The 23,802-nt window shown below is 73.3% G+C and carries 23 protein-coding genes, 1 tRNA gene and 1 pseudogene; 21 read left to right on the top strand and 4 right to left on the bottom strand.

Features of this window, described 5'->3' with window-relative positions:
• Positions 1 to 659: 659 nt before the first annotated feature.
• Positions 660 to 1,061, top strand: coding sequence for a hypothetical protein (locus ADK55_RS33150; protein ID WP_053684285.1), 402 nt, complete (start codon positions 660 to 662; stop codon positions 1,059 to 1,061).
• 4 nt (positions 1,062 to 1,065) lie between these two features.
• On the top strand, positions 1,066 to 1,635 hold the full coding sequence (locus tag ADK55_RS40600; protein WP_078999717.1) for a very short patch repair endonuclease: 570 nt from the start codon (positions 1,066 to 1,068) through the stop codon (positions 1,633 to 1,635).
• 7 nt (positions 1,636 to 1,642) lie between these two features.
• Here the strand turns inward: ADK55_RS40600 and ADK55_RS33140 are convergent, their stop codons facing one another.
• On the bottom strand, positions 1,643 to 2,899 hold the full coding sequence (locus tag ADK55_RS33140) for a DNA cytosine methyltransferase (RefSeq protein WP_234350358.1): 1,257 nt from the start codon (positions 2,897 to 2,899) through the stop codon (positions 1,643 to 1,645).
• A gap of 64 nt (positions 2,900 to 2,963) precedes the next feature.
• Positions 2,964 to 3,959 (bottom strand): SEC-C metal-binding domain-containing protein, encoded by a 996-nt coding sequence (locus ADK55_RS33135; protein WP_053684282.1) that lies wholly within the window; start codon positions 3,957 to 3,959, stop codon positions 2,964 to 2,966.
• Between the two features lie 56 nt (positions 3,960 to 4,015).
• On the opposite strand from ADK55_RS33135, the gene ADK55_RS33130 reads away from it, so the two are divergent.
• The 4 genes from ADK55_RS33130 to ADK55_RS33115 all read left to right on the top strand — a co-directional run bounded on the left by ADK55_RS33130 (position 4,016) and on the right by ADK55_RS33115 (position 7,359).
• Complete coding sequence (locus ADK55_RS33130; RefSeq protein ID WP_234350357.1) at positions 4,016 to 4,876, top strand: class E sortase; 861 nt, start codon at positions 4,016 to 4,018, stop codon at positions 4,874 to 4,876.
• Between the two features lie 273 nt (positions 4,877 to 5,149).
• Positions 5,150 to 5,416 carry a DUF6412 domain-containing protein gene (locus ADK55_RS33125; protein WP_053684295.1) on the top strand — a complete coding sequence of 89 codons (267 nt, stop codon included), beginning with the start codon at positions 5,150 to 5,152 and terminating at the stop codon, positions 5,414 to 5,416.
• 110 nt (positions 5,417 to 5,526) lie between these two features.
• Positions 5,527 to 6,363 carry a YidC/Oxa1 family membrane protein insertase gene (locus tag ADK55_RS33120; RefSeq protein WP_053684278.1) on the top strand — a complete coding sequence of 279 codons (837 nt, stop codon included), beginning with the start codon at positions 5,527 to 5,529 and terminating at the stop codon, positions 6,361 to 6,363.
• A 138-nt stretch (positions 6,364 to 6,501) separates the two neighbouring features.
• Entirely contained in the window at positions 6,502 to 7,359 is an 858-nt protein-coding gene (locus ADK55_RS33115) for a fumarylacetoacetate hydrolase family protein (RefSeq protein ID WP_053684276.1), read from the top strand.
• Positions 7,360 to 7,518: 159 nt separating this feature from the next.
• Here the strand turns inward: ADK55_RS33115 and ADK55_RS33110 are convergent, their stop codons facing one another.
• Positions 7,519 to 8,616 (bottom strand): Gfo/Idh/MocA family oxidoreductase, encoded by a 1,098-nt coding sequence (locus tag ADK55_RS33110; RefSeq protein WP_053684275.1) that lies wholly within the window; start codon positions 8,614 to 8,616, stop codon positions 7,519 to 7,521.
• A gap of 49 nt (positions 8,617 to 8,665) precedes the next feature.
• Between ADK55_RS33110 and ADK55_RS33105 the strand changes: the two genes are divergently transcribed.
• The 13 genes from ADK55_RS33105 (at position 8,666) to ADK55_RS33045 (ending at position 21,640) form a co-directional block, all read left to right on the top strand.
• A complete protein-coding gene (locus tag ADK55_RS33105; protein WP_053684272.1) occupies positions 8,666 to 9,769 on the top strand; it encodes an ROK family transcriptional regulator in 1,104 nt (367 codons plus the stop codon).
• Positions 9,770 to 9,942: 173 nt separating this feature from the next.
• A complete protein-coding gene (locus ADK55_RS38150) occupies positions 9,943 to 10,776 on the top strand; it encodes a hypothetical protein (protein WP_053684270.1) in 834 nt (277 codons plus the stop codon).
• Between the two features lie 33 nt (positions 10,777 to 10,809).
• Complete coding sequence (locus tag ADK55_RS33095) at positions 10,810 to 11,580, top strand: GntR family transcriptional regulator (protein WP_053684268.1); 771 nt, start codon at positions 10,810 to 10,812, stop codon at positions 11,578 to 11,580.
• A gap of 148 nt (positions 11,581 to 11,728) precedes the next feature.
• Entirely contained in the window at positions 11,729 to 12,850 is a 1,122-nt protein-coding gene (locus tag ADK55_RS33090; RefSeq protein ID WP_053684293.1) for a TIGR03364 family FAD-dependent oxidoreductase, read from the top strand.
• 65 nt (positions 12,851 to 12,915) lie between these two features.
• Positions 12,916 to 13,647: a phosphonatase-like hydrolase gene (locus ADK55_RS33085; RefSeq protein ID WP_053684292.1), complete on the top strand. Its 732-nt coding sequence runs from the start codon at positions 12,916 to 12,918 to the stop codon at positions 13,645 to 13,647.
• The gene (locus tag ADK55_RS33080) at positions 13,644 to 14,693 is read left to right on the top strand and encodes an ABC transporter ATP-binding protein (RefSeq protein WP_053684266.1); all 1,050 of its coding nucleotides are present in this window, start codon (positions 13,644 to 13,646) and stop codon (positions 14,691 to 14,693) included. Before ADK55_RS33085 ends, ADK55_RS33080 begins: the two co-directional genes overlap by 4 nt.
• Positions 14,686 to 15,639, top strand: coding sequence for a 2-aminoethylphosphonate ABC transporter permease subunit (locus ADK55_RS33075; protein ID WP_053684264.1), 954 nt, complete (start codon positions 14,686 to 14,688; stop codon positions 15,637 to 15,639). Before ADK55_RS33080 ends, ADK55_RS33075 begins: the two co-directional genes overlap by 8 nt.
• Positions 15,626 to 16,423 carry an ABC transporter permease gene (locus tag ADK55_RS33070; RefSeq protein ID WP_053684262.1) on the top strand — a complete coding sequence of 266 codons (798 nt, stop codon included), beginning with the start codon at positions 15,626 to 15,628 and terminating at the stop codon, positions 16,421 to 16,423. Before ADK55_RS33075 ends, ADK55_RS33070 begins: the two co-directional genes overlap by 14 nt.
• 89 nt (positions 16,424 to 16,512) lie before the next feature.
• Entirely contained in the window at positions 16,513 to 17,604 is a 1,092-nt protein-coding gene (locus ADK55_RS33065; RefSeq protein ID WP_053684260.1) for a 2-aminoethylphosphonate ABC transporter substrate-binding protein, read from the top strand.
• A gap of 133 nt (positions 17,605 to 17,737) precedes the next feature.
• On the top strand, positions 17,738 to 19,273 hold the full coding sequence (locus ADK55_RS33060) for an alkaline phosphatase family protein (protein WP_053684257.1): 1,536 nt from the start codon (positions 17,738 to 17,740) through the stop codon (positions 19,271 to 19,273).
• 121 nt (positions 19,274 to 19,394) lie between these two features.
• On the top strand, positions 19,395 to 20,174 hold the full coding sequence (locus ADK55_RS33055) for an HAD-IIA family hydrolase (protein ID WP_053684256.1): 780 nt from the start codon (positions 19,395 to 19,397) through the stop codon (positions 20,172 to 20,174).
• 136 nt (positions 20,175 to 20,310) lie between these two features.
• On the top strand, positions 20,311 to 20,964 hold the full coding sequence (locus ADK55_RS33050) for a hypothetical protein (RefSeq protein ID WP_053684254.1): 654 nt from the start codon (positions 20,311 to 20,313) through the stop codon (positions 20,962 to 20,964).
• Positions 20,965 to 21,013: 49 nt separating this feature from the next.
• Positions 21,014 to 21,640 carry a class F sortase gene (locus ADK55_RS33045; protein ID WP_324611213.1) on the top strand — a complete coding sequence of 209 codons (627 nt, stop codon included), beginning with the start codon at positions 21,014 to 21,016 and terminating at the stop codon, positions 21,638 to 21,640.
• An 80-nt stretch (positions 21,641 to 21,720) separates the two neighbouring features.
• Here ADK55_RS33045 and ADK55_RS33040 read toward each other — a convergent pair.
• Positions 21,721 to 21,794 (bottom strand) — tRNA-Lys (locus tag ADK55_RS33040).
• A gap of 229 nt (positions 21,795 to 22,023) precedes the next feature.
• On the opposite strand from ADK55_RS33040, the gene ADK55_RS33035 reads away from it, so the two are divergent.
• Both ADK55_RS33035 and ADK55_RS33030 read left to right on the top strand, forming a co-directional pair.
• The gene (locus ADK55_RS33035; RefSeq protein WP_053684289.1) at positions 22,024 to 23,439 is read left to right on the top strand and encodes a peptidoglycan-binding protein; all 1,416 of its coding nucleotides are present in this window, start codon (positions 22,024 to 22,026) and stop codon (positions 23,437 to 23,439) included.
• Positions 23,440 to 23,450: 11 nt separating this feature from the next.
• Positions 23,451 to 23,802 (top strand): annotated as a pseudogene (locus tag ADK55_RS33030) (hypothetical protein); the annotation flags it as partial.

The following is a 23,802-nucleotide window of genomic DNA, read 5'->3' as shown; positions in this document are numbered from 1 at the left end:
CCACTGACCCACCCGACCCCACCGGCCCGCCCGCCCCGCCCAGCGGAAGGCGCCGGCACGTCCCGGGCCACCCGGCACCGGTACGACCTGGCCACCCGCCGGCAGCTCCTCGCCGCCGGCGTCCCCGCCGGGACGATCACCTCCCGGAGCCGGCCGGGAGGCCCCTGGCAGCGGCTGCTGCCCCGCGTCCACCTGCTTCAGACCGGCCCCCCGGACCGACGGCAACGCGCCCTCGCCGCCGTGATGTACGCCGCCGAGCCCACCGCCGACCCGCTCACGGGGGACACGGCCGCCCTCACCGGCGGGGCGGCCCCCCCCCCCCTCGGGGCCCGCGACCCCCCGGACCCCCCCGCCGACGTCCTGATCCGCGCCCCGCGCCGGGTCGCCGCCACCGGCGGGGTCCGCCCGCTGCCCACCACCCGGTGGCCGCGCACCATCGCCGTCCACGGCGTTCCGAGCACCCGCCCGGTGCGCGCCGCCGCCGATTTCGCGGCCCGCGCCACGGACCCCGACCTCATCCGCTCCGTACTGGCCCACGTCGTCCAGGCCGGCTGGTGCCACCCGCGGGACCTGCACGCCGAACTCCGCTCCGCCCGCCTCCTGGCCCGCCCCGCCTCCTGGCCCGCCCCGCCGTCCGGGCGGCCGCCGCGGAACTCCTGGTGGGCGTCCGCTCGGTCGCCGAGGCACGGGCCCGCGAAGCCCTGGCCGCCGGCAACCTCCCCACCCCCCTGTGGAACGCCCGTCTCCACACCCCCGAAGGGGCCTTTCTGGCCTCCCCGGACGCCTACTGGCCCGACGAGGGCGTGGCCCTGGAGGTCGACTCGGTCGAGTACCACTTCACCCGCGACGCCTGGCAGGCCACCCTCCGGCGCCGACTGCGCCTGGAGGCCCACGGTGTCCTGGTGGTGAGCGTGACCCCGTCGATGGTGCGGGACGCCCCGGCGGAGGTCCTGGCGGCCCTGCGCGTCCTGCTCGCGCTCGGAGGGGGAGCCCGCCCGACGCGACCGACGGTCGTGGCCCGGGGCCACGTCCAGTTGGAACTGCCCGTGGCACCACAATGAAGGGGTGGAAGCCCTGGAGAGCACTCCCGACGTCCGCGCTCGCATGAGCCGGCAGAAGAGCAAGGACACCAAGATCGAGGTGGCCCTGCGGAAGGCCCTGCACGCCTCGGGACTGCGGTTCCGCGTCCACGGCCGCCCCGTGAAGGGGGTGCGCAGGGAGGCCGACATCGTCTTCGGTCCGGCGCGCGTCGCGGTCTTCGTGGACGGCTGTTTCTGGCACGGCTGCCCGGAGCACGCGACCTGGCCCCGGCGCAACGCGGAGTTCTGGCGGGCGAAGATCGAGGGCAACCAGGCTCGGGACCGGGACACCGACGCGCGGCTCGCGGAGGCGGGCTGGCTGGCCGTCCGGGTGTGGGAGCACGAGCCGCCGGCCGAGTCGGCGGTCCGGGTCGCCGAGGTGGTGGCGCGCCGGAGGGCCGAACGCGCCGCCCGCGCCGCCGCTCGTACGGCCGCCCGCGCCGTCGTCGCCGGTACGGCCGCCGCTGATGCCCGTACCGTCGCCGGTGAGGCCCCTGCCTCCGCCGGTGATGTCCGTGTCGAGGAGGGCGGGGCGGCCGGGTCACCCGCGGGGTGACCTCAGGTCACATGTGGCGGGCGAGGAAGGTGTGGATGGCCCCGGCCAGCGCGGTGCCGAGTCCGACGGGCACGGCGTTGCCGATCTGACGGGCGATCTGGATCTTCGTCCCGTACCACTTGAAGTCCTCGGGGAACCCCTGGATGAGGGCGGCCTCGTAGTGGGTGATGGGCCGATCCGCGGTCGGGTGGAGGTACCGGCCCTTCTCGGGCTTGTAGAACTCGGTGCGGATGGTGACCGACGGGGTGTGCGCCCGCAATCGCCCCATCACGTCCCCGGAACCCGAGTTGTGGTTGTCCCAGCTCTCCGTGGAGAGGTAGAACTCGGGCCCCTTGAGGCGCTCGTATTCCGCCCCCTCGGTGGACAGGCGGATGTTCCCCGACCGGTCGACGCGGTAGTGGACGCCCCGGAGGTCCTTGCGGTTGCCGTTCTCGGGGATCGCCTTGTACCTGGCGCGCGAGAGGTCTTCCGGGCTGCGGCCGAAGTGCAGGTCCGTGGTGAGGTGGTGGCCCTGTACGCCGGTCACGAGGGCGGGTTCGCCGCCGCGCGGATCCGGCATCCGGTCGAGGAGGGGCCGCTTCGCCGACCGTTCGAAGACCGTCGAGACCGGCTCCCAGCGCGGCAGCGTCGGCGGGGCGTCGACCTCGCCCGTGTGGCCGTGCTTCGCGTGCGTCGGCTCGGGGTGGGTCAACGTCTCACCCAGGTCCTTGCGCGTGCAGATGACGATCACGCGCCGGCGGGCCTGCGGCACCCCGTAGTCGGCGGCGTTCAACAGCGCGGGCACCACGGTGTAGTCGTAGAGCGGGTGACCCGGGGTCTGCGAGGCCGTCCGCAGGTCCTCGAACTGCGGGGACCTCAGGAACCGGTCGACGTTCTCGATCACGAAGACCTTGGGGTGGACCCGGGCCACGACCCGGACGTACTCCTGCCACAGCTCGTTGCGGGGGTCGTCCGGATTCTGCTTGCCCAGTCCGGAGAACCCCTGGCAGGGCGGCCCGCCCATGATCACGTCGACCTCGCCCTTGAACGGGGTGGGGTCGAAGTCCGAGATGTCGCCCGGGTAGACGTGCGCCCCACCGAAGTTGGCCGCGTACGTGGACGCGGCGGCGGGGTCGAACTCGACGGCCGCCACCGAGGCGAAGGGGTTCACGCCCGAACGAGGGGTGTAATGCGAGAAACCAGCAGAAAAGCCGCCCGCCCCGGCGAAGAGGTCCATGACCCGGATCTGGCCAGGCCGGGACGGCTGGGGCTGCTTTCTGGTCATGGGGGGCAAGTGTAGTCGCGGGGCATCGCCTCGACGGCCTGTCGGGCGAGCCCCGCCCGGGGGCCTATCCGCCGTGGCACTCCGCGTACGGCTTGCCCGAGGCGCACCAGCAGGAGTCCGTCCGCGACGGGGGCCACGGGGTGGCCTTGCCGCGGGCGGCGAGGGTCGTGGCGAACTCCACGAGCAGGCTCGGAGAGGCCGGGGAGGTCTTCTCCGAGGCCGCGAAGGCCTCGTACGCGGGCACGCTCGCGGTGACGATTCCGAGGTTGGTGGTCCCCGAGGCGGCCAGGGCGCGCAGGGATGTCTCGATGTCCCGCAGGTGGGCCTCGTGCGAGGGGTACTCGGCGGCGAGGGTCGGATAGCTGGTCAGGAGCTCGGCCAGTTCCCGTTGCGGCCAGTGCAGGATGGCCACCGGGAAGGGGCGGGAGAGGGCGGCCCGCCGGTCACCCAGCTCGGCGCGCAGGCGGGCGATCTCGGCGCGGAGCTCGGCCGGGTCGTCGGAGCCCAGGGCCCAGATGCGCTTCGGGTCGTGGAGCTCGTCCAGCGGGATCGGCCCGATGTGGCGGGTGTCGGCGACCATGTCCCAGTCGTCGTGCGGAAGCCCGAGGAGCCGGCGGACCCGGTGTCGGCCGGTGATGAGGGCGGTGGTGGCCCGGGTCAGAGGGGTGCTGTCCGAAATGAGGAGGTTCGCGGCTTCGGTGAAGCACTCCTCCGAGGCGGTCAACTCGTCGTGGGCCTCCAGGGCTTCGGCGATGACCTCCCACGGGGCCGGATCGACCGGAGCCGCGGCACGGATGCCCTGGATGAGGGCGCGAGCCTCGGCCTCGTGACCGTACTCCCACAGGTTCGCGGCCTGGAGGGCCTTCACGAGGTGCGGGTTGGCCGGCTCGCCGGCGAGGAGTTGGTCGTAGAGCGTGCTCGCCCGGTCGCGTGCGTCGGCCAGTTCGAGGTGGGCCGCGGCCTGGAGGAGCAAGGGCTCCTGGTCCTCGGGGTAGCGGGTCGCCGTGCGGATGAGGCGCTCGGCTTCGGCGATGTGCTCGGCAGGCGTGTCGGGGCGCATGGTTCACACCGTACTGGCCATGGTCAGTTGACGGGGGAGGACTTAGGGTGCCGCCCGTGCGGGATCACATACCTGTGGTGGTGCAGGGGAGCGGCCGGCGGGCGCGCCGGGCCGGTCTCGCGGGGGCGCTGTGGGCGGCGGCGGAGCTGATCGTCACGGCCGGCGTGGTGGTGTTGTTGCTGGTGGTGCACCAGGTGTGGTGGACGAACAGGCAGGCCCTGGCCGCCGCGCGGGACGAGGTCCACGCCCTGGAACGATTCTGGGCCCAGGAGCCGGCCGGGCGCCCGCGCCCCACGCCCGACCCGCCCCCGGGAGAGGGGGCGGCGCCGGCCCCCGAGGACGCCCCGGAACCCGCCCCGGAGTCGAAGGGCGAGCCGGGGACGGGCGGGGAAGGGGGCCCGGGAACCGGTTCGGGCTCCGGCTCGCCCTTCGACTCCGGGGCGGGCGCGCCCTCCCGCGCCGACGGGCCGCCGGCGCGGGAGGGCTCGTACGCGATCCTGCGCATCCCGCGCCTGGGCGTCGTGGTGCCCGTGGCGCAGGGGATCGACAAGCGGGCCGTGCTGGACAAGGGATACGCCGGGCACTACCCCGGTACGGCCGCTCCCGGCGCGCGGGGGAACCTCGCGCTGGCCGGGCACCGGAACACCCACGGGGAACCCTTCCGGTACATCAACCGGCTGCGCGCGGGGGACGAGCTGATCGTCGACGTGCGGGGCGAGCGGTACACGTACGTCGTGGGGAAGGTCCTGGCGCAGACCACCGAGCGGGACACCGGGGTGATCGCGCCCGTGCCCCGCAGTTCGGTCCGACCCGATCAGGGCTACACCGAGCCGGGCGCCTACATCACGTTGACGACCTGCACGCCCGAGTACACGTCCCGGTACCGGCTGGTGGTGTGGGGGACGCTGAGGCGCTGAGCGGACGAGCGGTCCTGCGCGCGATCCGGTGCCGGTGCCCGATCCGGGGTCGGTGCGCGATCCGGGGTCGGGGGAGATCCGGGGGCGGAGGCCGGGACCGTTGTCGGTGCGGGCGGTTATCATCGGGGCGAGCAGCAGGTCTCGTACGCGAGTTCGTGAGAGGAGGCGGTCCCCATGGCCGGACGACCCGTCGGTCGTTCCACCGGTCGCCTCGGCGCGCGCCTCTCCGCCTTCCTGTCCTCCGTGGTGTTCTCGCGGGGATCGCAGCTGGTGATGACCCTGTTGCTGCTCGGCGGGTTCCTCGGGCTGCTGCTCGGGGAGAACGGCCTGGCCGCCGCGGTGGTCGCGCTGGCCGCCGCCGTCGCCGTGGGCGCCGCGGCCCTGGCCGCCAGCCTCGTGCGGCCCGTGCCGCCCCATCGCATACGCACCGCCATCCGTGATCGCGAGCACCGTACGGCGTTCCTGCCGCAGCGCGATCCCGACGCCTCCGGCCGGTCGCGGCCCAGGGCGCCCGGCCGCCTCGTCCCGACGGCCGCGTAGGGGCGCGCAGATCGCCTTGTCCCACCACTGATCACTGCTGTGCCCCTCGCGGGTCGTCACGCCGAAATGCACCTCTTTCGACGTTCGACGAGACCCTTCGGAGGGCCCGCGTGTCCGTTTTCACTCATCTTGTTGCCCAGCTGGGCCGGCTCCTGGAGCCGGTACTGGCCGAGTCCGCGACCGCCGCCGCGATCGTGCTGTTCACCGTGCTCGTACGGCTCGCCCTGCACCCGCTCAGCCGGGCCGCTTTCCGGGGCGCGACCCCGATGGCCGGGTGCCTGCCGATGCTGCTGCAACTGCCGGTGTTCTTCGTGATGTACCAGGCCTTCTCCTCGGCGAAGGTGAGCGGGGCGGCCAACGAACTGCTGGGCCACCGACTGTTCGCCGCGCCGCTCGGGGACCGGTGGACGGACGCCCTCGGCGAGGGCGGTGTGTTCGGGGCGCCGGGGCTGGTGTTCCTCGGACTGTTCGCGGCGATTGCGGTGGTGGCCGCCTGGAGTGCGGTACGCGGACGGCGGGCCGCCGCGGCCGCGCCGCCGGTCCCGGTCGCCCCGCCCGTCGGCGCGGGGAAGGGGACCACCGCGAAGGGGGTCGCCGTGACGGCCGGTGCCAAGGGGAAGGGCAACACCCACGCGAAGGGCCACGCTCACACGAAGGGCAACACCCACGCGAAGGGCAACGCTCACGCGAAGGCCGGTGCCAAGGCGAGTGCGTCGGCCGCCGCGACCGGGCTCCCGCAGGTCACGGCCGAACAGCAGGCGATGATGCGCAAGCTCGGCGGCGTGCTGCCCCTGCTGTCCTTCGGGACGCTGATCACCGCCGCCGTGGTCCCGCTGGCCGCAGGGCTGTACCTGCTGACCACCACCGCGTGGACCGTCGCCGAACGCGCCTGGCTCCAGCACCGCAAGGAGCGGCAGGACGACGGAGTGCAGCGTTCCAGCCTGTGAAGCGTTCCAGTCTGTGAACAGGGTCTTGCGGACCGGTCATCCATCTTGGAGGATCAACCAATCCTCCGATGGCCGCAACCCATCGGCCGGCCCGTGCACGCCCATGGGCCGACCACCCACGACCACGGGAGAATGCCCATGAAGCTGCTGCGTGTCGGACCGGTCGGGTCGGAGCGCCCCGCGCTGCTCGACCGGGACGGAACCCTGCGGGACCTGTCCGGCCTGATCACGGATGTGGACGGCGCCCTGCTGGCCGACGACTCCGTGCTGTCCCGGGTACGGGAAGCGGCGGCGGCCGGGGAACTGCCGGTGCTCGACGCCGAAGGGCTCCGGATCGGGTCGCCGATCGGCCGCATCGGCAAGATCGTGGGCATCGGCCTGAACTACTTCGCTCACGCGGCCGAGGTCGGCGCGGAACCCCCGGCCGAGCCGATCCTGTTCCTCAAGGCCGCGGACACCGTGGTCGGCCCGGACGACACGGTGCTGATCCCGCGCGGCAGCGTGAAGACCGACTGGGAGGCGGAGCTCGGCGTCGTCATCGGCGCCACCGCCCGCTACCTGGACTCCGCCGAGGAGGGCCTGGCCCACGTCGGCGGGTACACGCTGGTGAACGACGTCTCCGAGCGCGAGTTCCAGATCGAGCGCGGCGGCACCTGGGACAAGGGCAAGAACTGCGAGACCTTCACCCCGCTCGGCCCGTGGCTGGTGACGGCCGACGAGATCGGCGACCCGCAGCGGTTGGACGTGCGGCTGTGGGTCAACGGCGTCCTGCGGCAGGACGGCAACACGGCGGACCAGATCTTCCCCGTCGGCGAGGTCGTGCGGTACCTGAGCCGCTTCATGACGCTGTACCCGGGCGACGTCATCGTCACCGGCACGCCGGCCGGCGTGGCCATGGGGCAGCCGGAACCGAAGCCGTACCTGCGGGCGGGCGACGTCGTGGAGCTGGAGATCGAGGGCCTCGGCCGGCAGCGCCAGGAGTTCAAGGGCGCGTAGGGCGCTCTTCGGAAGGGCCCGGCCGACCGGTCGGGCACACGGCGGGAGGGGCGGGTCGCCGGTCGGGCGGCCCGCCCCTTCGCCGGTCGGCGCGGGCCGCCCCCGCGCCTTCGTCGGTGGGCGCGCCCCGTCACCGCGCCGGGGGCGCCACTCGGTCCGTCACCGCTCCAGGGACACCGTCACGCCCTCGTCCGACGACCGGCGGGCCGCCTCCAGGACGGCCAGGCAGTCGGCCGCCTCCCGGGCGGTGACCGGGGCGGGGCCGCCCGTGCGAAGGGCCTCCACGACCGCCGCGTAGTACGCCGGGTAGTCGCCGTGCTCCGTCGGCACCGGGATCCCGCTGCCGGTCAGCGGGGACTCGCCGGAGCCCAGCCGCCCCCACAGGTGCGGTTCCTCCTCGCCCCACAACACGCCCTCGGCCGTGCTCGGCCGCAGGCCCTCGCGCAGTGCGGCCTCCTGCGGGTCGAGGCCGTACTTCACGTAGCCCGCGCGCGAGCCGAGGACCCGGAACCGGGGCCCCAACTGCGCGGTGGTCGCGCTGACGTACAGGTGGGAGCGGACCCCGCCCGCGTGGGTGATCGCGATGAACGTGTCGTCGTCCGCCTCCGCGCCCCGGCGGCGCACGTCGGCCTCCGCGTAGACGCGCACGGCCGGACCGAACAGCACCAGCGCCTGGTCGACCACGTGGCTGCCGAGGTCGTACAGCAGGCCGCCGAGCTCCTCGGGCCTGCCGGACTCCCGCCAGCCGCCCTTGAGCTGCGGGCGCCACCGCTCGAACCGGGACTCGAAGCGCTGGACCTCGCCGAGCTCCCCGTCCGCGATGAGCCGGCGCACGGTGAGGAAGTCGTTGTCCCAGCGGCGGTTCTGGAAGACGGACAGGAAGGTGCCGGTCCTGTCGGCGAGGGCGGCGAGTTCGCGGGCCTCGGCCGCGGTCGCGGCGAGCGGCTTGTCCACGACCACCGGGACGCCGGCGTCGAGGGCGGCCGTGGCGAGCGTGACGTGCGTCTTGTTGGGGGCGGCGATCACGACCAGGTCGACGGGCGGGGTGCCGGCGCCGCCGGACCAGAGCGCGTCGGGGGACTCCGCGATCCGGATGCCCGGGTGCGCCTCGCGGGCCTGGGCCTGACGGTCCGGGTCGGAGGTGACGACGGTGTCGAGGACGAGCCCCTCGGTGGCGGACACCAGCGGAGCGTGGAAGACGGAACCGGCGAGTCCGTAGCCGATGAGTCCGACGCGGAGCGGGGAGGTGGCGTTCATGGGCATACTTTGGCAACAGTGTTGCCTAAGTGCAAGGAGAGTCGGCAGGGTGAACCGGGGCAATCAGCCCAATGAGGGCAACGAGGCGAGCCGGGGCGGCGCCAACCTGCCGGCCTTGCGCGGCCACAACGAGGCGCTGCTGCTGGACCTGTTGCGCGGAGCCGGCCCGGCCGGACTCGGGCGCGCCGAACTCGCCGCCCGTACCGGCCTCACCCCCCAGGCCGTCAGCAAGATCACGGTACGGCTGCTCGTGGACGGACTGGTCGCGGAGGCCGGGCGCGGCGCCTCTACCGGCGGCAAGCCGCGCACCCTGCTGCGGCTGGTCCCTGAGGCCCGGCACGCGATCGGGGTGCACCTGGACCGCGACGAACTGCGCGCCGTACGGGTCGACCTCGCGGGCGGCGTCGTCGAGCGCTCGCACGGCCCCCTCGACTTCGGGGCCGGGCCCCGGGCGGCCGTGGAGGAGGTGGCACGCGCGATCGGGCGCCTCTCCGGTGGCGCCGGGGCGCCGCCGCTGCTCGGCGTGGGGGTCGCCGCCCCGGGTCCGCTCGACTGGCGCACCGGGGTGTTCGGACCGGTGACGGGGTTCCCCGAATGGGAGGGGTTCGCGCTGCGGGCGGCCCTGACGGAGCGGCTGGGGCCGCAGTTGCCGGTGGTCGTGGACAAGGACACCAACGCCGGGGTGGCGGTGACCGGCCCCGACCCGGGCGGCGCCGTGTACCTGCACGTCGGGACCGGTCTGGGCGCGGGACTGCGGCTGGCCGGCGAGGTGTACCGGGGGGCGCGCTCGGCGGCCGGCGAGTTCGGCCACCAGGTGCTGGAACTGGACGGGCCGCGCTGCCGCTGCGGGGGCCGGGGGTGCGTGGAGGCGCTCTGCCTGGGCGCGGTGGACCGCGGCGACCTCGCCGAGGCGGCGCGGATCCTGGGCGAGGGCGCCGCGAACGTGGTGGCGCTGCTGGACGTGGAGCGGGTCCTGCTGGGCGGGCGCGTGGTGGACGCCGCCCCGGAGGTGTTCCTGGCGGGGGTGCGGGCCGCGCTGGCCGGGCGCGAGGCGCTCCCCGCTACGGTCGTCGCGGTGGCGGCGGGCGGTGTCGCGGAGGGCGCGGCGGAACTCGTGCTGGGGCCGTACTTCGGGCGGGGGCTGGGCCGGTGAACGGAGCGCCGGGGCCGGGGTTGACCTCGTGGGCCGATCGGGGGTAAACCGGGACGGACCGGGCGCGGCGGCCGGCTCGGGGTCTCGCGCGCGTGGAAGGGTGCGAGCAGGGCCGGGGTGATTGTCGCCTGGTCCGATCATCGTCCCCGTCCGGCGAGCTGCGAAGGTCTTCCATGCGAACGCGCAAAGCCCTTGCCCTCCCCGCCGCGTTTCCCGCCCCCTTCCGGGCCGCACTGCCCGCCCCGCTTCCGGCCGTACTGTCGGCCGTACGCCCGGCCGTGCTCTCCGCCTGCCTCTCCGCCGCCCTCCTCGTCGCCCTCGCACCCGCCGCCGTTGCCGACGTCGGCAACGGCGGCGGAGCGCGCCCCGCGCCCGCGCTGCCCTCCCGGGTGCAGGCCACCTGCGGGGACGGGAAGAGCACCGCCTTTCCCATCGGGGCCCGGATCCGCGGCGGCCCGGCCGTCTACCGGACCGGCGGCGACGCGCAGTCCTGGTACCTGGACCTGACCAACACCACCGGCGACCGGTGCACCGCCATCCACCCCGTGATCGTCTTCACCGACAAGGCGCGCGCCCTGCGCCCCGCCGATCTCCGGATGGAGTTCGAGGCCCCCGGCGGCCCCCACCCCGTCACCCTGGAGCACACCGACCGCGACGAGATCATCGCCGTCTTCGACGGCGGGGACGCCTTCTCCGGGTTCTCCGTCGGCGCCGGGGGCTCCCTCACCGTCAAGGTGCAGCTGGCCTTCGCGCCCGACGCCCCGCTCGGCGAGGTGGTCGCCGACGCGGCCCTCGTCCAGCGCAAGGCCGACGACGGGGACTGGGTCGGCGAGGCCGGCGGGTACCGGTTCTTCGTGGAGGGGGACGATGACTCCGCCGAAGGGGGCGCACTCGCGCACACCGGCCCCCGGGAATGGGTGTACGCCGTCGGTTCCGCGGTCGCCCTCGCCACCGGCGGCGGCCTCCTGCTCGGGGCCCGGCGGCTGCGCGCGCGGGCCGCGCGCTGATCGTCGTACACCTGGTCCACGTAGAGTCCCAGGGTGGAAGAACACACCCGGTACCAGCCGCACCGCCCCGGCCTGCCCGTGCGCTCGGGGATCCCCGAGCACGGCCGCATCCCCAAGTACTACGCGGTCAAGGCCCGCATCTCCGTGCTCGTCGAGGAGCTGGGGGAGGGCGGGACGCTGCCCACCGAACGTGATCTCGCCGAGCAGTACGAGGTGTCGCGGGAGACGGTGCGCCAGGCCCTGCGCGAGCTGCTGCTGGAGGGGCGCCTGCGGCGCTCGGGGCGCGGCACCGTCGTCGCCGGGCCCAAGCTGGAGCAGCCCCTTTCCCTCGCGAGCTACACCGAGGGCGTGCGCCGTCAGGGCCGCCGCCCCGGCCGCAACCTGATCGGCCTGGAGCAGTTCCCGTGCCCGGCCGAACTGTGTCGCGGCATCGGCGCCGAGGTCGGCGAGCCGGTCTGGCACCTGGAGCGCGTCCTCCTCGCGGACGATGAGCGGGTGGGCCTGGAGAGCACGTACATCCGGGTCGCGAGGGCGCCCCGGTTGGACAGCGATTTCAAGCCGGACTCCTCCTTCTACGGATACCTCGGCGACAGCCTCGGCATCACGTTCGGGGGCGCCGACGAGAAGCTGGAGACGGTGCTCGCGACACCGCGCGAAGCCCTGCTGATCGGCACCCCGCCGGCCCTTCCGATGCTGCTCATCCACCGGTTCTCGCAGGATCAGGGGGGCGCCCCCCTGGAGCGTGTGCGTTCGCTCTACCGTGGTGACAGGTTCAGCTTCACGACGAGGCTTCGGCCCGAATAGCGGAGCGCCCTCCATGAACAACCACCTTCAAAGGGGCAAAATGTCATCACAGAATGGTAACGGGTCTAGTCCAAGTGTCGAGGGCTGTTCACCGCCGCGCCACCGGCCGGCCCTCCGCGGGACACGGTCCACACCCACCGTGGACGGCGTGAGAGTCATAGTCGTCGGAGGCGGCGTGGTCGGCACCATGCACGCCTGGCAAGCAGTCGAACGCGGCCACGAGGTCGTCCAGATCGAGCGGGAAGCGGAGGCCCGGGGCGCGTCACTACGCAATTTCGGCCAGATCTGGATCAGCGGACGAGCAGGCGGTGAGGAGCTCGACACCGCCCTGCGGGCCCGCGAGCTCTGGGAACGCATCGGCGCGGAGGTGCCCGGCCTGGGCTTCCGCGCGATCGGCTCCCTCACCCCCGTACGAGGCGCCCGCGAGTACGCCGTGGCGGAGGCGGCCGCGGCCCGGCCCGACGCCGCCGCCCGCGGCTACGAACTGGTCGGCGCCGCCGCGGCCCGGAAGATCAACCCGGCACTGCGCGGCGAGTTCGACGCCGCCCTCTGGTGCGAACGGGACGCGGCCGTCGAACCGCGCACCGCCCAACTGCACCTGCGGGAGGCCCTGCGCGCCACCGGCCGGTACACCTTCCTCCCCGGGCGCGAGGTCCGCGAGGTCGTCGGACCCGGCGCCGTCCGCGACGACCACGGCGACGTCCACCGCGGCGACGCGGTGATCCTCGCCACCGGCGCCTGGCTGAGCGGCCTGGTCCGCGAGCTGGAACCCGACCTCCCCGTGCGCCGGGTCCGGCTGCAGATGATGCAGACCGCCCCGCTCGGCGAGCCGCTGACCACGTCGGTCGCCGACGCGGACAGCTTCCGCTACTACCCCGCCTACCGGAGCGACGCCCTGGACGCCCTCGACGCCGAGCAGGCGCAGGCGCCCGTCGCGGCCGAGCACCGGATGCAGCTCCTCATGGTCCAGCGCCGGGACGGCGGACTGACCATCGGCGACACCCACGAGTACGAGCACCCCTTCGCGTTCGACACCCTCGAAGACCCCTACGAGCACCTCACCGAGGTGGTGGAGTCCCTCCTGGGCCGCCCCCTGCCGAAGATCCGGCACCGCTGGGCGGGCGTGTACGCGCAGTGCACCGACACCACCCGCGTCGTCCACCGCAAGCAGGTGAGCGACGGCGTCTGGCTGGTGACCGGACCGGGCGGGCGCGGCATGACCTGCTCGCCCGCCATAGCCGAGACCACCGCGAACGAATTGGGCTGGTAACCACCATGAACACCGAATCCACGGGCAACACGAACAGCACGGGCAACACGAACAGCACGGGCGCCATGAACAGCACGAGCAACCCGACCACCACCGACCACGCGACCACCCCCGGCGGGCTGATCGTCCTCGACATGGCCGGCACCACCGTCGCCGACGGCGGCCTCGTCGAGCGGGCCTTCGAGCGCGCCGCCGAGCGCCTCGGCGTCGAGCCCGGCACCGCCGACCACGCCGCGAAGCTCCAGTACGTCCGCGACACCATGGGCGAGTCGAAGATCTCCGTCTTCCGCCACCTGTTCGGCAGCGAGGACCTCGCCCGCCAGGCCAACGCCACCTTCGAGGAGGCGTACGCGGAACTCGTCGACGCAGGCCTCATCGGCCCGATCCCCGGCGCCCGCGAGACCATCGAGAAGCTGCGCGGCGACGGCCGCACCGTCGTCCTGACCACCGGCTTCGCCCGCGTCACCCAGGACGCCATCCTGGACGCCCTCGGCTGGCGCGACCTCGCCGACCTCACCCTGTGCCCCGCCGACGCGGGCGGTCGCGGCCGGCCCTACCCGGACATGGTGCTGGCCGCGTTCCTGCGCACCGGCGCGGTGGCCGACGTACGCGAGACGGTCGTCGCCGGCGACACGGCGTACGACATGCTCAGCGGCCGCCGCGCCGGCGCCGGGATCGTGGCGGGCGTCCTCACCGGCGCCCACGACCGCCGGACCCTCGACGAGCACGGCGCGACCCACGTCCTCGGCTCGATCGCCGAACTCCCCGCACTGTTGGCCCGGGAGTCCGGCACGTGAGCGGGATCCGCTTCGAGTCCGTCTCGGTCGCCTACGACGGCAACACCGTGCTGGACTCCCTGGACCTGACGGTCGAGCAGGGCGAGGTCTTGGCCCTGCTCGGTCCGTCGGGATCGGGCAAGACCACGGCGCTGCGGGCGGTCGCCGGCTTCGTACGGCCCTTCGCGGGCCGGGTGTGGATCGGGGATCGGGACGTCACCGCCCTCCCGCCCCACAAACGCGGCATCGGCATGGTCGTCCAGCAGTACGCGCTCTTCCCGCACCTGCGCGTCGAGGACAACGTCGCGTTCGGACTCAAGGCGCGCAAGACGCCCAGGGCCGAGATACCCGGCCGCGTGGCGGAAGCCCTGGAGATGACCGGGATGGCCGCCTACGCCAAGCGCCACCCCCGCGAACTCTCCGGCGGGCAGCAGCAGCGCGTGGCCATCGCCCGCGCGCTCGCCATCCGCCCCGGCGTGCTCCTCCTCGACGAGCCGCTGTCCGCGCTGGACGCCCAACTGCGCTCCGGAATGCTCGCCGAACTGGCCCGACTGCACCGCGAACTCCCCGACGTGTCGATCCTGTACGTCACGCACGACCAGATCGAGGCCCTCACCCTGGCCGACCGGATCGCCGTCATGGACAAGGCCCGGCTCCAGGACTGCGGCACCCCGCGGCAGCTGTACCGCTCACCGCGCACCGAGTTCACGGCCTCCTTCGTCGGCAACGCCAACCTCCTCCCGGTGACCGTCGCCGACACCGGCGCCGTCTTCGAGGGGCGCGCCCTGGTACTGGACCGGGGCCGGGCCGCGCCCGGCGCCGGCGCCACCCTGTGCGTACGCCCCCACCTGGTCGGCCTCGGCGCGGGCCCCAACGCCCTGAACGGCACGATCACCGAGGTGCAGTGGCGCGGCTCGACGCACCGGCTGTACGTGGACGTCGCGGGCCACCGGGTCAAGGCGGACCTGCCCGAACTGCGCGAGACCCCGGCGCTGGGCGACCGGGTGACCCTGCACTTCGAGCCCCGGGACGCGGTGTTGCTGTCGGCGGGGGTGTCGGATGGCTGAGGTCGCGGACCCGCGATCGGCCCCCGCCGGGCCGGCCCGCGCCACCGTCCCCCGGCAGCCGCCCCGTACCTCCGCCCCGGGCCCGCACGCCACCCCCGGACCCGCACCCGCCGCCCCCGCCGCACGCGGCGTCCCGCGCTGGGTGTGGAGCCTGCCCCCGGTGGTCGTCCTCGCGCTGGTCTTCCTCTACCCGCTCGCCCTCGTCGTCCGGCAGTCCTTCACCCCCGAGAACGGCGGCGGCGCCTTCGACGCGTACTCCACCGTCTTCGCCTCCACCCCCTTCCGCGAGGCCCTCGGTACCACCGTCTGGCTGGCCGTCGGCGCCACCGTCGGATGTCTCGTCCTCGGCTTCGCGCTGGCCCTCGTCATCGCCTTCGTGCCCTTCCCGGGAGCCAGGGCCGTCTCCCGGTTCATCGACGTCTTCCTCTCCTTCCCCTCCTTCCTCATCACCCTCGCCCTCCTCTTCATCTACGGCACGGTCGGCATGGCCAACGGGATCTGGACCGACGTCCTCGGCGTCGCGGACGGCCCCTTCCACTTCCTGGCGACGCCCTGGGGCGTCCTCCTCGCGGAGATCACCTACTTCACCCCGTTCGTCATGCGCCCCCTGCTCGCCGCCTTCTCCCAACTGGACACCGCCCAGCTGGAGGTGGCCTCCTCGCTCGGCGCCGGACCCGCCCGGATCGTCCGGCGGGTGATCCTCCCCGAGGCGTTGCCGGCCCTCGCCGCCGGCGGCAGCCTGGTCCTCGTCATGTGCCTCAACGAGTTCGGGATCGTCCTGTTCACCGGAGCCAAGGGCGTCACCACGCTCCCGATGCTCGTCTACGGCAAGGCGATCCTGGAATCCGACTACCCGGCCGCCTGCGTCGTCGCCGTCGTCAACATCGCGATCTCCGTCGGCCTGTTCGGCCTCTACCGGGTGGTGAGCAAGCGTGCTGGTGCATAGCAGGGCCGGCCGCTGGGCCGCCTGGGGCCTCTTCGGCCTCCTCTTCCTCCCCCTCTTCGCGCTGCCGCTGCTCGTCGTGGTGGCCGCCTCCCTCGCCACCCACTGGTCCGGCGCTTTCCCCTCCGGCCCGACCACCGCGAACTACGCCTCCGCCGTCCGGGGCGAATCCCTCCAGGCACTCACCACATCCCTGGTCACCGCCCTCGTCGCGAGCCTGCTCGCCCTCACCGTGGGCAGCTGGGCGGCGCTGGCCGCCGCCGGTCTGAAGAGGCGCGGGAAGCGCTTCCTGGACGCCCTGTTCATGCTGCCGGTCGCCGTACCGTCGGTGGTGGTGGGCCTCGCGGTCCTCGTCGCCTTCAGCCGGCCGCCCCTGCTCCTCAACGGGACGAGCACCATCGTCGTCCTGGCCCACACCGTCCTCGTCACGGCGTTCGCCCACCAGTCGGTCTCCGCCGCGATCGTGCGGCTCGACCCCGCCTACGAGCAGGCCGCCGCCTCCCTGGGGGCATCTCCCGCCCAGGTGCTGTGGCGGATCAGGATCCCCCTGCTGCTGCCCTCCCTGACCGCCGCCGCGGGGCTCTGCTTCGCCCTGTCCATGGGTGAGTTGAGCGCCACGATGATGCTCTACCCGCCGGACTGGATGCCCCTGCCGGTCCGCGTCTTCACCGCCACCGACCGGGGTTCGCTCTTCGGCGGATCGGCCGTCGCGGTGGTCCTGATGGCCACCACCCTGCTGGTGCTCCTGGCCGTCTCCCGCATCCGCACCAAGGCGTCCTACCGCTGACCCGCCCCGGTCACGCCCGCACCCCACCCCTCGCCGCCCCACCCCGCACCGCCGAACCCTGCCGACTCCCTTTCCCGTAAGGAAGCCCCATGCCCGGCAAGCGCAACCGTCGTCGCATTCCCCTTCGCACCACCGCCGCCGTCACCGGCGGCCTCGCCCTCGCCGCCTGCCTCACCGCCTGCGGCGGCGGATCGGGCGCCGCCGACTCCCAGGCCGGCGAGAAGATCGTCACCGTCTACAGCGCCGACGGCCTCAAGGGCGAGAAGGGCGACGGCTGGTACGACAAGGTCTTCGCCGCGTTCACCAAGGAGACCGGCATCGAGGTCAAGTACGTCGAGGGCGGCTCGGGCGAGATGGTGCAGCGCGCCGTCCGCGAGAAGACCAACACCCAGGCGGACGTCCTGGTCACCCTGCCGCCCTTCATCCAACAGGCCGACGGGAAGGGCCTCCTCCAGGCCTACGCGCCCCACGGCTCGGAGAAGGTCAGCGGCGCCGACAAGGCCACCGACGGCAAGTGGACGTCGATCGTCAACAACTACTTCGGATTCGTCTACAACAAGAAGGAGTTGTCCCAGGCCCCCAAGACCTGGGAAGAGCTGCTGGACGCCAAGTACAAGGGCCGCCTGCAGTACTCCACCCCGGGCGTCGCGGGCGACGGCACCGCCGTGCTCGTCAAGTCGATGCACGACTTCGGCGGCAAGGAACCGGCGATGGAGTACCTCAAGAAGCTTCAGGCCAACAACGTCGGCCCGTCCTCCTCCACCAGCAAGCTCGCCCCGAAGACCGACAAGGGAGAGCTGCTCGTCGCCAACGGCGACGTGCAGATGAACTTCGCGCAGGCCAAGTCCATGCCGAACCTGGGCATCTGGTTCCCTGCCAAGGAGGGCGGCAGGCCCACCACCTTCTCCCTGCCGTACGCGGCCGGCCTGGTCGACAAGGCCCCGCACACCGAGAACGGCCGCAAGCTCCTGGACTTCCTGCTCGGCGAGGAGGCCCAGAAGCTGGTCAGCGAGGTCGGCGGCGGCTTCCCCGCGCGCACCGACGTCAAGCCGACCGACGCCAACGCCGTCCAACTCACCAAGCTGATGTCGGGCGTCGAGATCTTCGAGCCCGACTGGGCGGACATCGACAAGAACCTCAAGGCCCACGTGGACGCGTGGAAGTCGGCAACCGGAAGCTGACCGGTTACTCCCTGGCCACCTGAGGCCTGGAGAGTGACGTTGGGATAACGGGTCTGGACCGAAGCCCCCGCGCCGCGGTCCGGACCCGTCGCACGCCCGCCGCGCCATCCCCACGATCACTCCGGAGGAGCACGTGTCCCCTGCCCAGTCGCCGCGCCGCGTCCTGACGGTCGCCGCCGTCGCCGCCACCCTGCTGGCCACCGCCCTCGGCGCCCACCCCGCCGGCGCCACCGAGGCCGCCGGCACCGAGGCCGCCGGCACCGACAAGGTGCTCGTCATCGGTCTCGACGGCGTCGTCCTCGACCGCGTCAAGGCCGCCGACGCGCCCCATCTCAACGGCCTGATGGCCCAGGGCCTGACCGCCAAGAGCACCCTCTACGCGAACCCGATGGCCGTCACCTCCTCCGGCCCCGGCTGGTCCAGCATCGCCACCGGCGTCTGGCCCGACAAGCACGGCGTGAAGGACAACTCCTTCACCGGCAAGAACTACACGGCGTACCCGGACTTCCTGACCCGCGTCGAGAACGCCAAGCCGGCCCTCAACACCTACGCCGCCGCCGACTGGGAGCCCATCACCTCCACCGACCAGAACGGCCCGATCTTCTCCTCGAAGGTCGACAAGCGGCTCTCCCTCAAGGGCGACCGCGACGGCTACGGCAGCGAGGACCCCAAGATCGCCGCCGCGGCCGCCGCCGAACTGCGCGACCAGAACCCGGACGCCGCCTTCGTCTACCTCGGCGAGGTCGACCACGCGGGCCACACCTCCGGCGCGGCGAGCCAGGAGTACCTCAACGCCATCGCCCGCGTCGACGTCCTCGTCGGCAAGCTCCTCACCGCCGTCGAGAACCGACCCACCCGCGACCGGGAGAACTGGACGATCCTGGTCACCACCGACCACGGCCACACCGACGGCGGCGGCCACGGCGGATCCACGATCGCGGAGCGCGGCACCTTCGTCATCGCCAAGGGCCCCGGGATCCAAGCGGGTTCGGTACGCACCGACGTACGGCTCGTCGACGTCGCCGCGACCGCGCTCGCCCAGGTCGGCGTCGGCGGCGCCGCCCTCGACGGGGTCCCGCTGAACGCCCCCGACAACGACCCCTTCGACACCCTGCGCCCCAACCTCCAGGCCCGCGTGGACGAGACGGGCATCCCGGCCGGAGCGAAGGGCTTCACGCACACCCCGCCCGCCGGCTGGGCCGTGGACAACTCGAAGATGGGCACGGGCGGGGTCACCGAGTGGGCCGGGTGGGCCTTCGCGACCGACGAGTTCTGGAGCCAGTCACAGCGCGACCAGTGGCGCGAGCTGAACGTCCGCTCCCGCGACGTGTTCGCCGTGGCGGACTCCGACGAGTGGGACGACAAGAGCCACACCGGCACCTTCGACTCCACCCTGGTCACCCCCAAGTGGCCGGTCACCGGCGGCTCCACGAGGACCCTGACCTACCGGAGCCACTACCGCCACGAGGCCGGGCAGACCGCCCAGGTCCTGGTCTCGTACAACGGCGGCGCCCCGACCGTGGTCAAGACGTACGCGGCCGACGCCCTCGCCAGGACCGAGAGCCTGAGCCTGCGGGTACCGGCCGGCGCCACCGACGTCCAGGTCCGCTTCCGCTACAGCGGCGCCAACAACTGGTTCTGGGCCGTGGACGACGTCACCCTCGGCTGAGCCGCCGCGAGGGGCCGATGTCCGGGCCGTGGACGGGCTCCGCGCCCACGGCCCGTGCCGGATAGGGTGGTAGAGACCAGAGGCCCCCGAGGTCAGAGGCCCCGCAGAGCGGAGAACCCCCGTGGCAGAGCGCAAGCCGATCGAATCCTGGCTCACCGACATGGACGGGGTCCTCATCCACGAGGGCACCCCGATCCCGGGCGCGGATGCCTTCATCAAGCGGCTGCGCGAGTCCGGCAAGCCCTTCCTGGTGCTGACCAACAACTCCATCTACACCCCGCGCGACCTCCAGGCCCGCCTCAACCGCATGGGTCTCCAGGTGCCCGTCGAGAACATCTGGACCTCCGCGCTCGCCACCGCCAAGTTCCTCGACGACCAGCGTCCGGGCGGCACGGCGTACGTCATCGGCGAGGCCGGGCTGACCACCGCCCTGCACGACATCGGCTACATCCTCACGGACCACGAGCCGGACTACGTGGTGCTGGGCGAGACCCGCACGTACAGCTTCGAGGCGATGACCAAGGCCGTCCGGCTGATCAACGCCGGCGCCCGCTTCATCTGCACCAACCCCGACGAGACCGGCCCGTCCACCGAGGGCCCGCTGCCCGCCACGGGCGCGGTCGCCGCGCTGATCACCAAGGCGACGGGCAAGCAGCCGTACTTCGCCGGCAAGCCCAACCCGCTGATGATGCGGACCGGCCTCAACGCCATCGGCGCGCACTCCGAGAGCAGCGCGATGATCGGCGACCGGATGGACACCGACGTCCTGGCCGGGCTGGAGGCGGGCATGCAGACCTTCCTGGTGCTGACCGGTCTCACCTCGGTCGAGGACACCGAGAAGTTCCCCTACCGTCCGACGAAGACGGTCGACTCGATCGCCGACCTGGTCGATCTCGTCTGACACCGGATCACCTGCGTTTCAACGCGTACGGCTGACACGTACGGGGCGTACGGCTGACACGTACGGGCCAAGCGGGCGCCGCTCCGGATGCGGAGCGGCGCGCCGCGCGTGAGGCTCCTTGTCGAGGAGGTTCACCATGCGCAGTGCTCTGATCGCTTTCCGTGCCACCGGGGTGGCCGTCGCCCTGACGGCCCTCACCGCCGTGGCCGCGCCCACCGTCGTCGCCGAGGACTGGGACCGGGACAGGGATCGGGACCGCGGCAGCGTCTCGGTCCGGCCGAATCCCGCCGAACCGGGGGACCGGGTCAAGTTGGAGGTCCGCGGCTGCGCGTGCGACTGGGCCTCCGCCACGTCGTCCGTGTTCGCCTGGGAGGCCAGGCTGTCCCCGGGCCGCGAGGACCGGAAGATCCTGGGGGGCGAGGCGACCATCGCCCACCACGCCGAGCCCGGATGGCACGAGATCCGGGTCAAGTGCGAGGGTCGGGAGGTGCGCGGCTCGATTCAGATCCACCGTGACCGCCCGAACCCGCACCACTCGCCGGTCTGGCCCGTCCACGCGGGCGGCGGCGGCATGGCCGCCGAGCTGGCCGCGTCCACGAAGATCGCCAAGGAACGGGAACAGGCCCGGGCCGCGGAGGGCGCGCAGGCGACCGTGACCGCGAAGAAGAGCCACGACGCCGACGGCCCGGGCCTGCCGCACACGGTGATCGGCGCCGTCCTGGCCGCCGCTGCGACGCTGGCCGTCGCCGGCCGGGCCCTGACCCTGCGCCGTCGCCGCAGCGGCGAGTGAGGGTCCGTCTCCGGTGACCGGGGAGCCGAGGAGCTCCGGCGGATCCCGTGTGCTGACCGTCGCCGCGTGGTCGGTGTTGGTGTGCGGCCTGTGGCTGTGGGGTCGCGAGATCACCGGGGTTCCGCCCTCGCCCGCCGGTCAGGCGGGCGGGGTGGTGGTCCCGGGGCTGCCGGCGGCGCACGCCCCGCTGGCCGGGGCCCTGCCGGCGCGGGTGGACGTGCCCGCCATGGGCATCCAGGCGCCGGTGATCTTCCGCAGGCTCGACGCGCAGGGTGCGATCGAGCCGCCGCCGTACGAGAGCCCGGGCACGGTGGGCTGGTGGAGCGGCGGCACCCTGCCGGGCGCGGCCGGCACCGCGTTGATGGTCGGCCACGTGGACACCAAGTCCAAGCCCGCCGTGTTCTTCGGTCTGAGCACCGCCGAGCCGGGCGGCAAGGTCCGGGTCCACCGGGCGGACGGCTCGGTCGCGGAGTTCACGATCGAGGACGTGAGGGTCTACGAGCGCGCCGGCTTCGACCCGGCCAAGGCGTACGGCCCGCGGATCAAGGGGCGGGCGGAACTGCGACTGGTGACGTGCGGGGGCACGTACGACAAGGCCGCCAAGCAGTACACGGCCAATGTGGTGGTTTCCGCCTACCTGACGGGCGTCGGCGCCCGGACCGGAACGGCGGTGTAGGCAGGTGGCGCGGGCACGGCCGGACGAGCGAACGAAGAAACCCCCCGAGGCTTTCGCCTCGGGGGGTTTCTTCTCGTCTGTGCGCCGCCAGGGACTCGAACCCCGGACCCGCTGATTAAGAGTCAGCTGCTCTAACCAACTGAGCTAGCGGCGCTTGGTGACAGGCAAAACTCTACCCCACCTCCGGACGTGCTCGTGACCAGCCGCGCCCGTGTTGTCCGATTAACCCATGTTTAAGGGGTTTGTCGTGCACGATATGTCTGGGCCGAGCCGAATCTGATGCCCCGCCAGATGCGTGCCCGGACGCCGGACCAGTGGACGAGCAGGGGAGTGGACGGAACCGCATGACGATGCAGCCGCCGGTGCATGTGCAGATGCCGCAGATGCCCATGCCGGTCTTCGAGGAGTACGAGCCCGCGGGCGACTGCGTCTGCCTCGGGTGCGCGCAGCGCCGTCGCGCCCTCGCCCGTGCGCGGGCCATACCGCTTCGCGACGGCGGCCACCGCGCCGCCCGCGGCGCGCGCCGGGCGCTGGTGCTCGCCACCGCCGCCGGCGTGGTCCTGGGCGGCGGCGGCTCCGCCGCACTGGCCGCCTCCGCCGCGGCACCCGGACTCGGCCCGGTGCGGCTCGACGACCCCGATCCGGGCTCCCCGCAAGGCGGCCGATCCCCGCTGCACGGGCCGAAGGGCACGCCCGCCAAGCCCGGCGGTCTGCCCGGTGCCCCGTCGACGATCCGACGCATCGACCGGACGACGATCATCAACCGGGCGAAGCTGTGGCTGGACGCCAAGGTCCCCTACAGCATGTCCGAGTACTGGTCGGACGGCTACCGGCAGGACTGCTCGGGCTACGTCTCGATGGCCTGGAACCTCGGCACCAACGAGTGGACCGGCAGCCTCGACACCTTCGCCACCCGGATCGCGAAGGAGGAACTGCTGCCGGGCGACATGCTGCTCTTCCACAATCCGGCGGACCCCAACAACGGCTCGCACGTCGTCCTCTTCGGCGGCTGGGTCGACGGGACGCGGACGCACTACGTCGCCTACGAGCAGACCCGCCCGCACACCCGCAAACAGGCCACCCCGTACGGGTACTGGGCCAACGCGACGAAGTACCTCCCCTACCGCTTCAACGGGGTCACGGGAGGCGTCCCCGGCAGCACGCCCACGCCTCCGGTGACGCCCGTCGAACTCCCGGCGACCGGGTCCCCGCCGGCGGTGTCGGCGACCTTCCCCGGTGCCTCGAAGTTCGGGCCGGGCGCGAACAACGAGTACGTGACCCAGCTCGGCCGGTTGCTGATCGAACGCGGCGGCGCCCGCTTCTACCCCAACGGCCCCGGCCCGGTGTGGTCCGACGAGGACCGGCTGGCCACCCAGGCGTTCCAACGGGCGCAGGGATGGACCGGCGCGGACGCCGACGGCATTCCCGGCGCCCACACCTGGCGGCTGCTGGCCCTGAGGCAGGGCAAGAGCATCCCGCCGGCGGCATCGACCACGCCCACCAAACCGACCACGCCCACGAAGCCGACGACACCGGTCGGTCAGGCGGGGCCGGGCGGGGTGCCCGCCTACCCGGGGAAGGCCTTCTTCCGACCGGGCCGGTCCCACGCGCTCATCACCGCCCTCGGTCGCCGACTGGTGCAGAAGGGCTTCGGCAAGCACTACACGTCCGGCCCGGGCGCCCTCTGGAGCGAGGCCGATCGCCGCAACGTCGAGGCCTTCCAGCGCGCCCAGGGCTGGCGCGGCGCCTCGGCCGACGGCTACCCGGGCCCGGAAACCTGGCGCCGGCTGTTCGCATGACGGAGGCAACGATGTACCCCACCCGCACCACGTCCACGACGGGCGACTTCCCCGTTCCTCCGGTCCCGCACGGTTCCCGGCCCCTCGCCGCCGGCGCCCGCCCGGGCCCCGCCGCCGCAGACGGAGCGATCCGGCCCGACGCGACGGCGCCTTCCCAGGCCCCCCGCCCGGGGCGCTGGACCACCGCCCCGGCCCCGGTGGTGCCCCCGGCTCCGGTCGCGGCCGAGTCGATCGCGGCCCCCGCTCCGGCGGTGGTTCCCGCCCCGGCCCCGGCCCGTCCCGCGTGGGCGCCCGGGGCCCGGCCGGAGTCGGCCCCGGCCGGGCCCCACCCGGCCACCGCGACGGCCCCGCACGACCTCGACG

The sequence above is a fragment of the Streptomyces sp. WM4235 genome (assembly GCF_001279725.1).
Taxonomy (GTDB): Bacteria; Actinomycetota; Actinomycetes; order Streptomycetales; family Streptomycetaceae; genus Streptomyces.
This window is presented reverse-complemented; position numbering and strand designations above follow the sequence as displayed.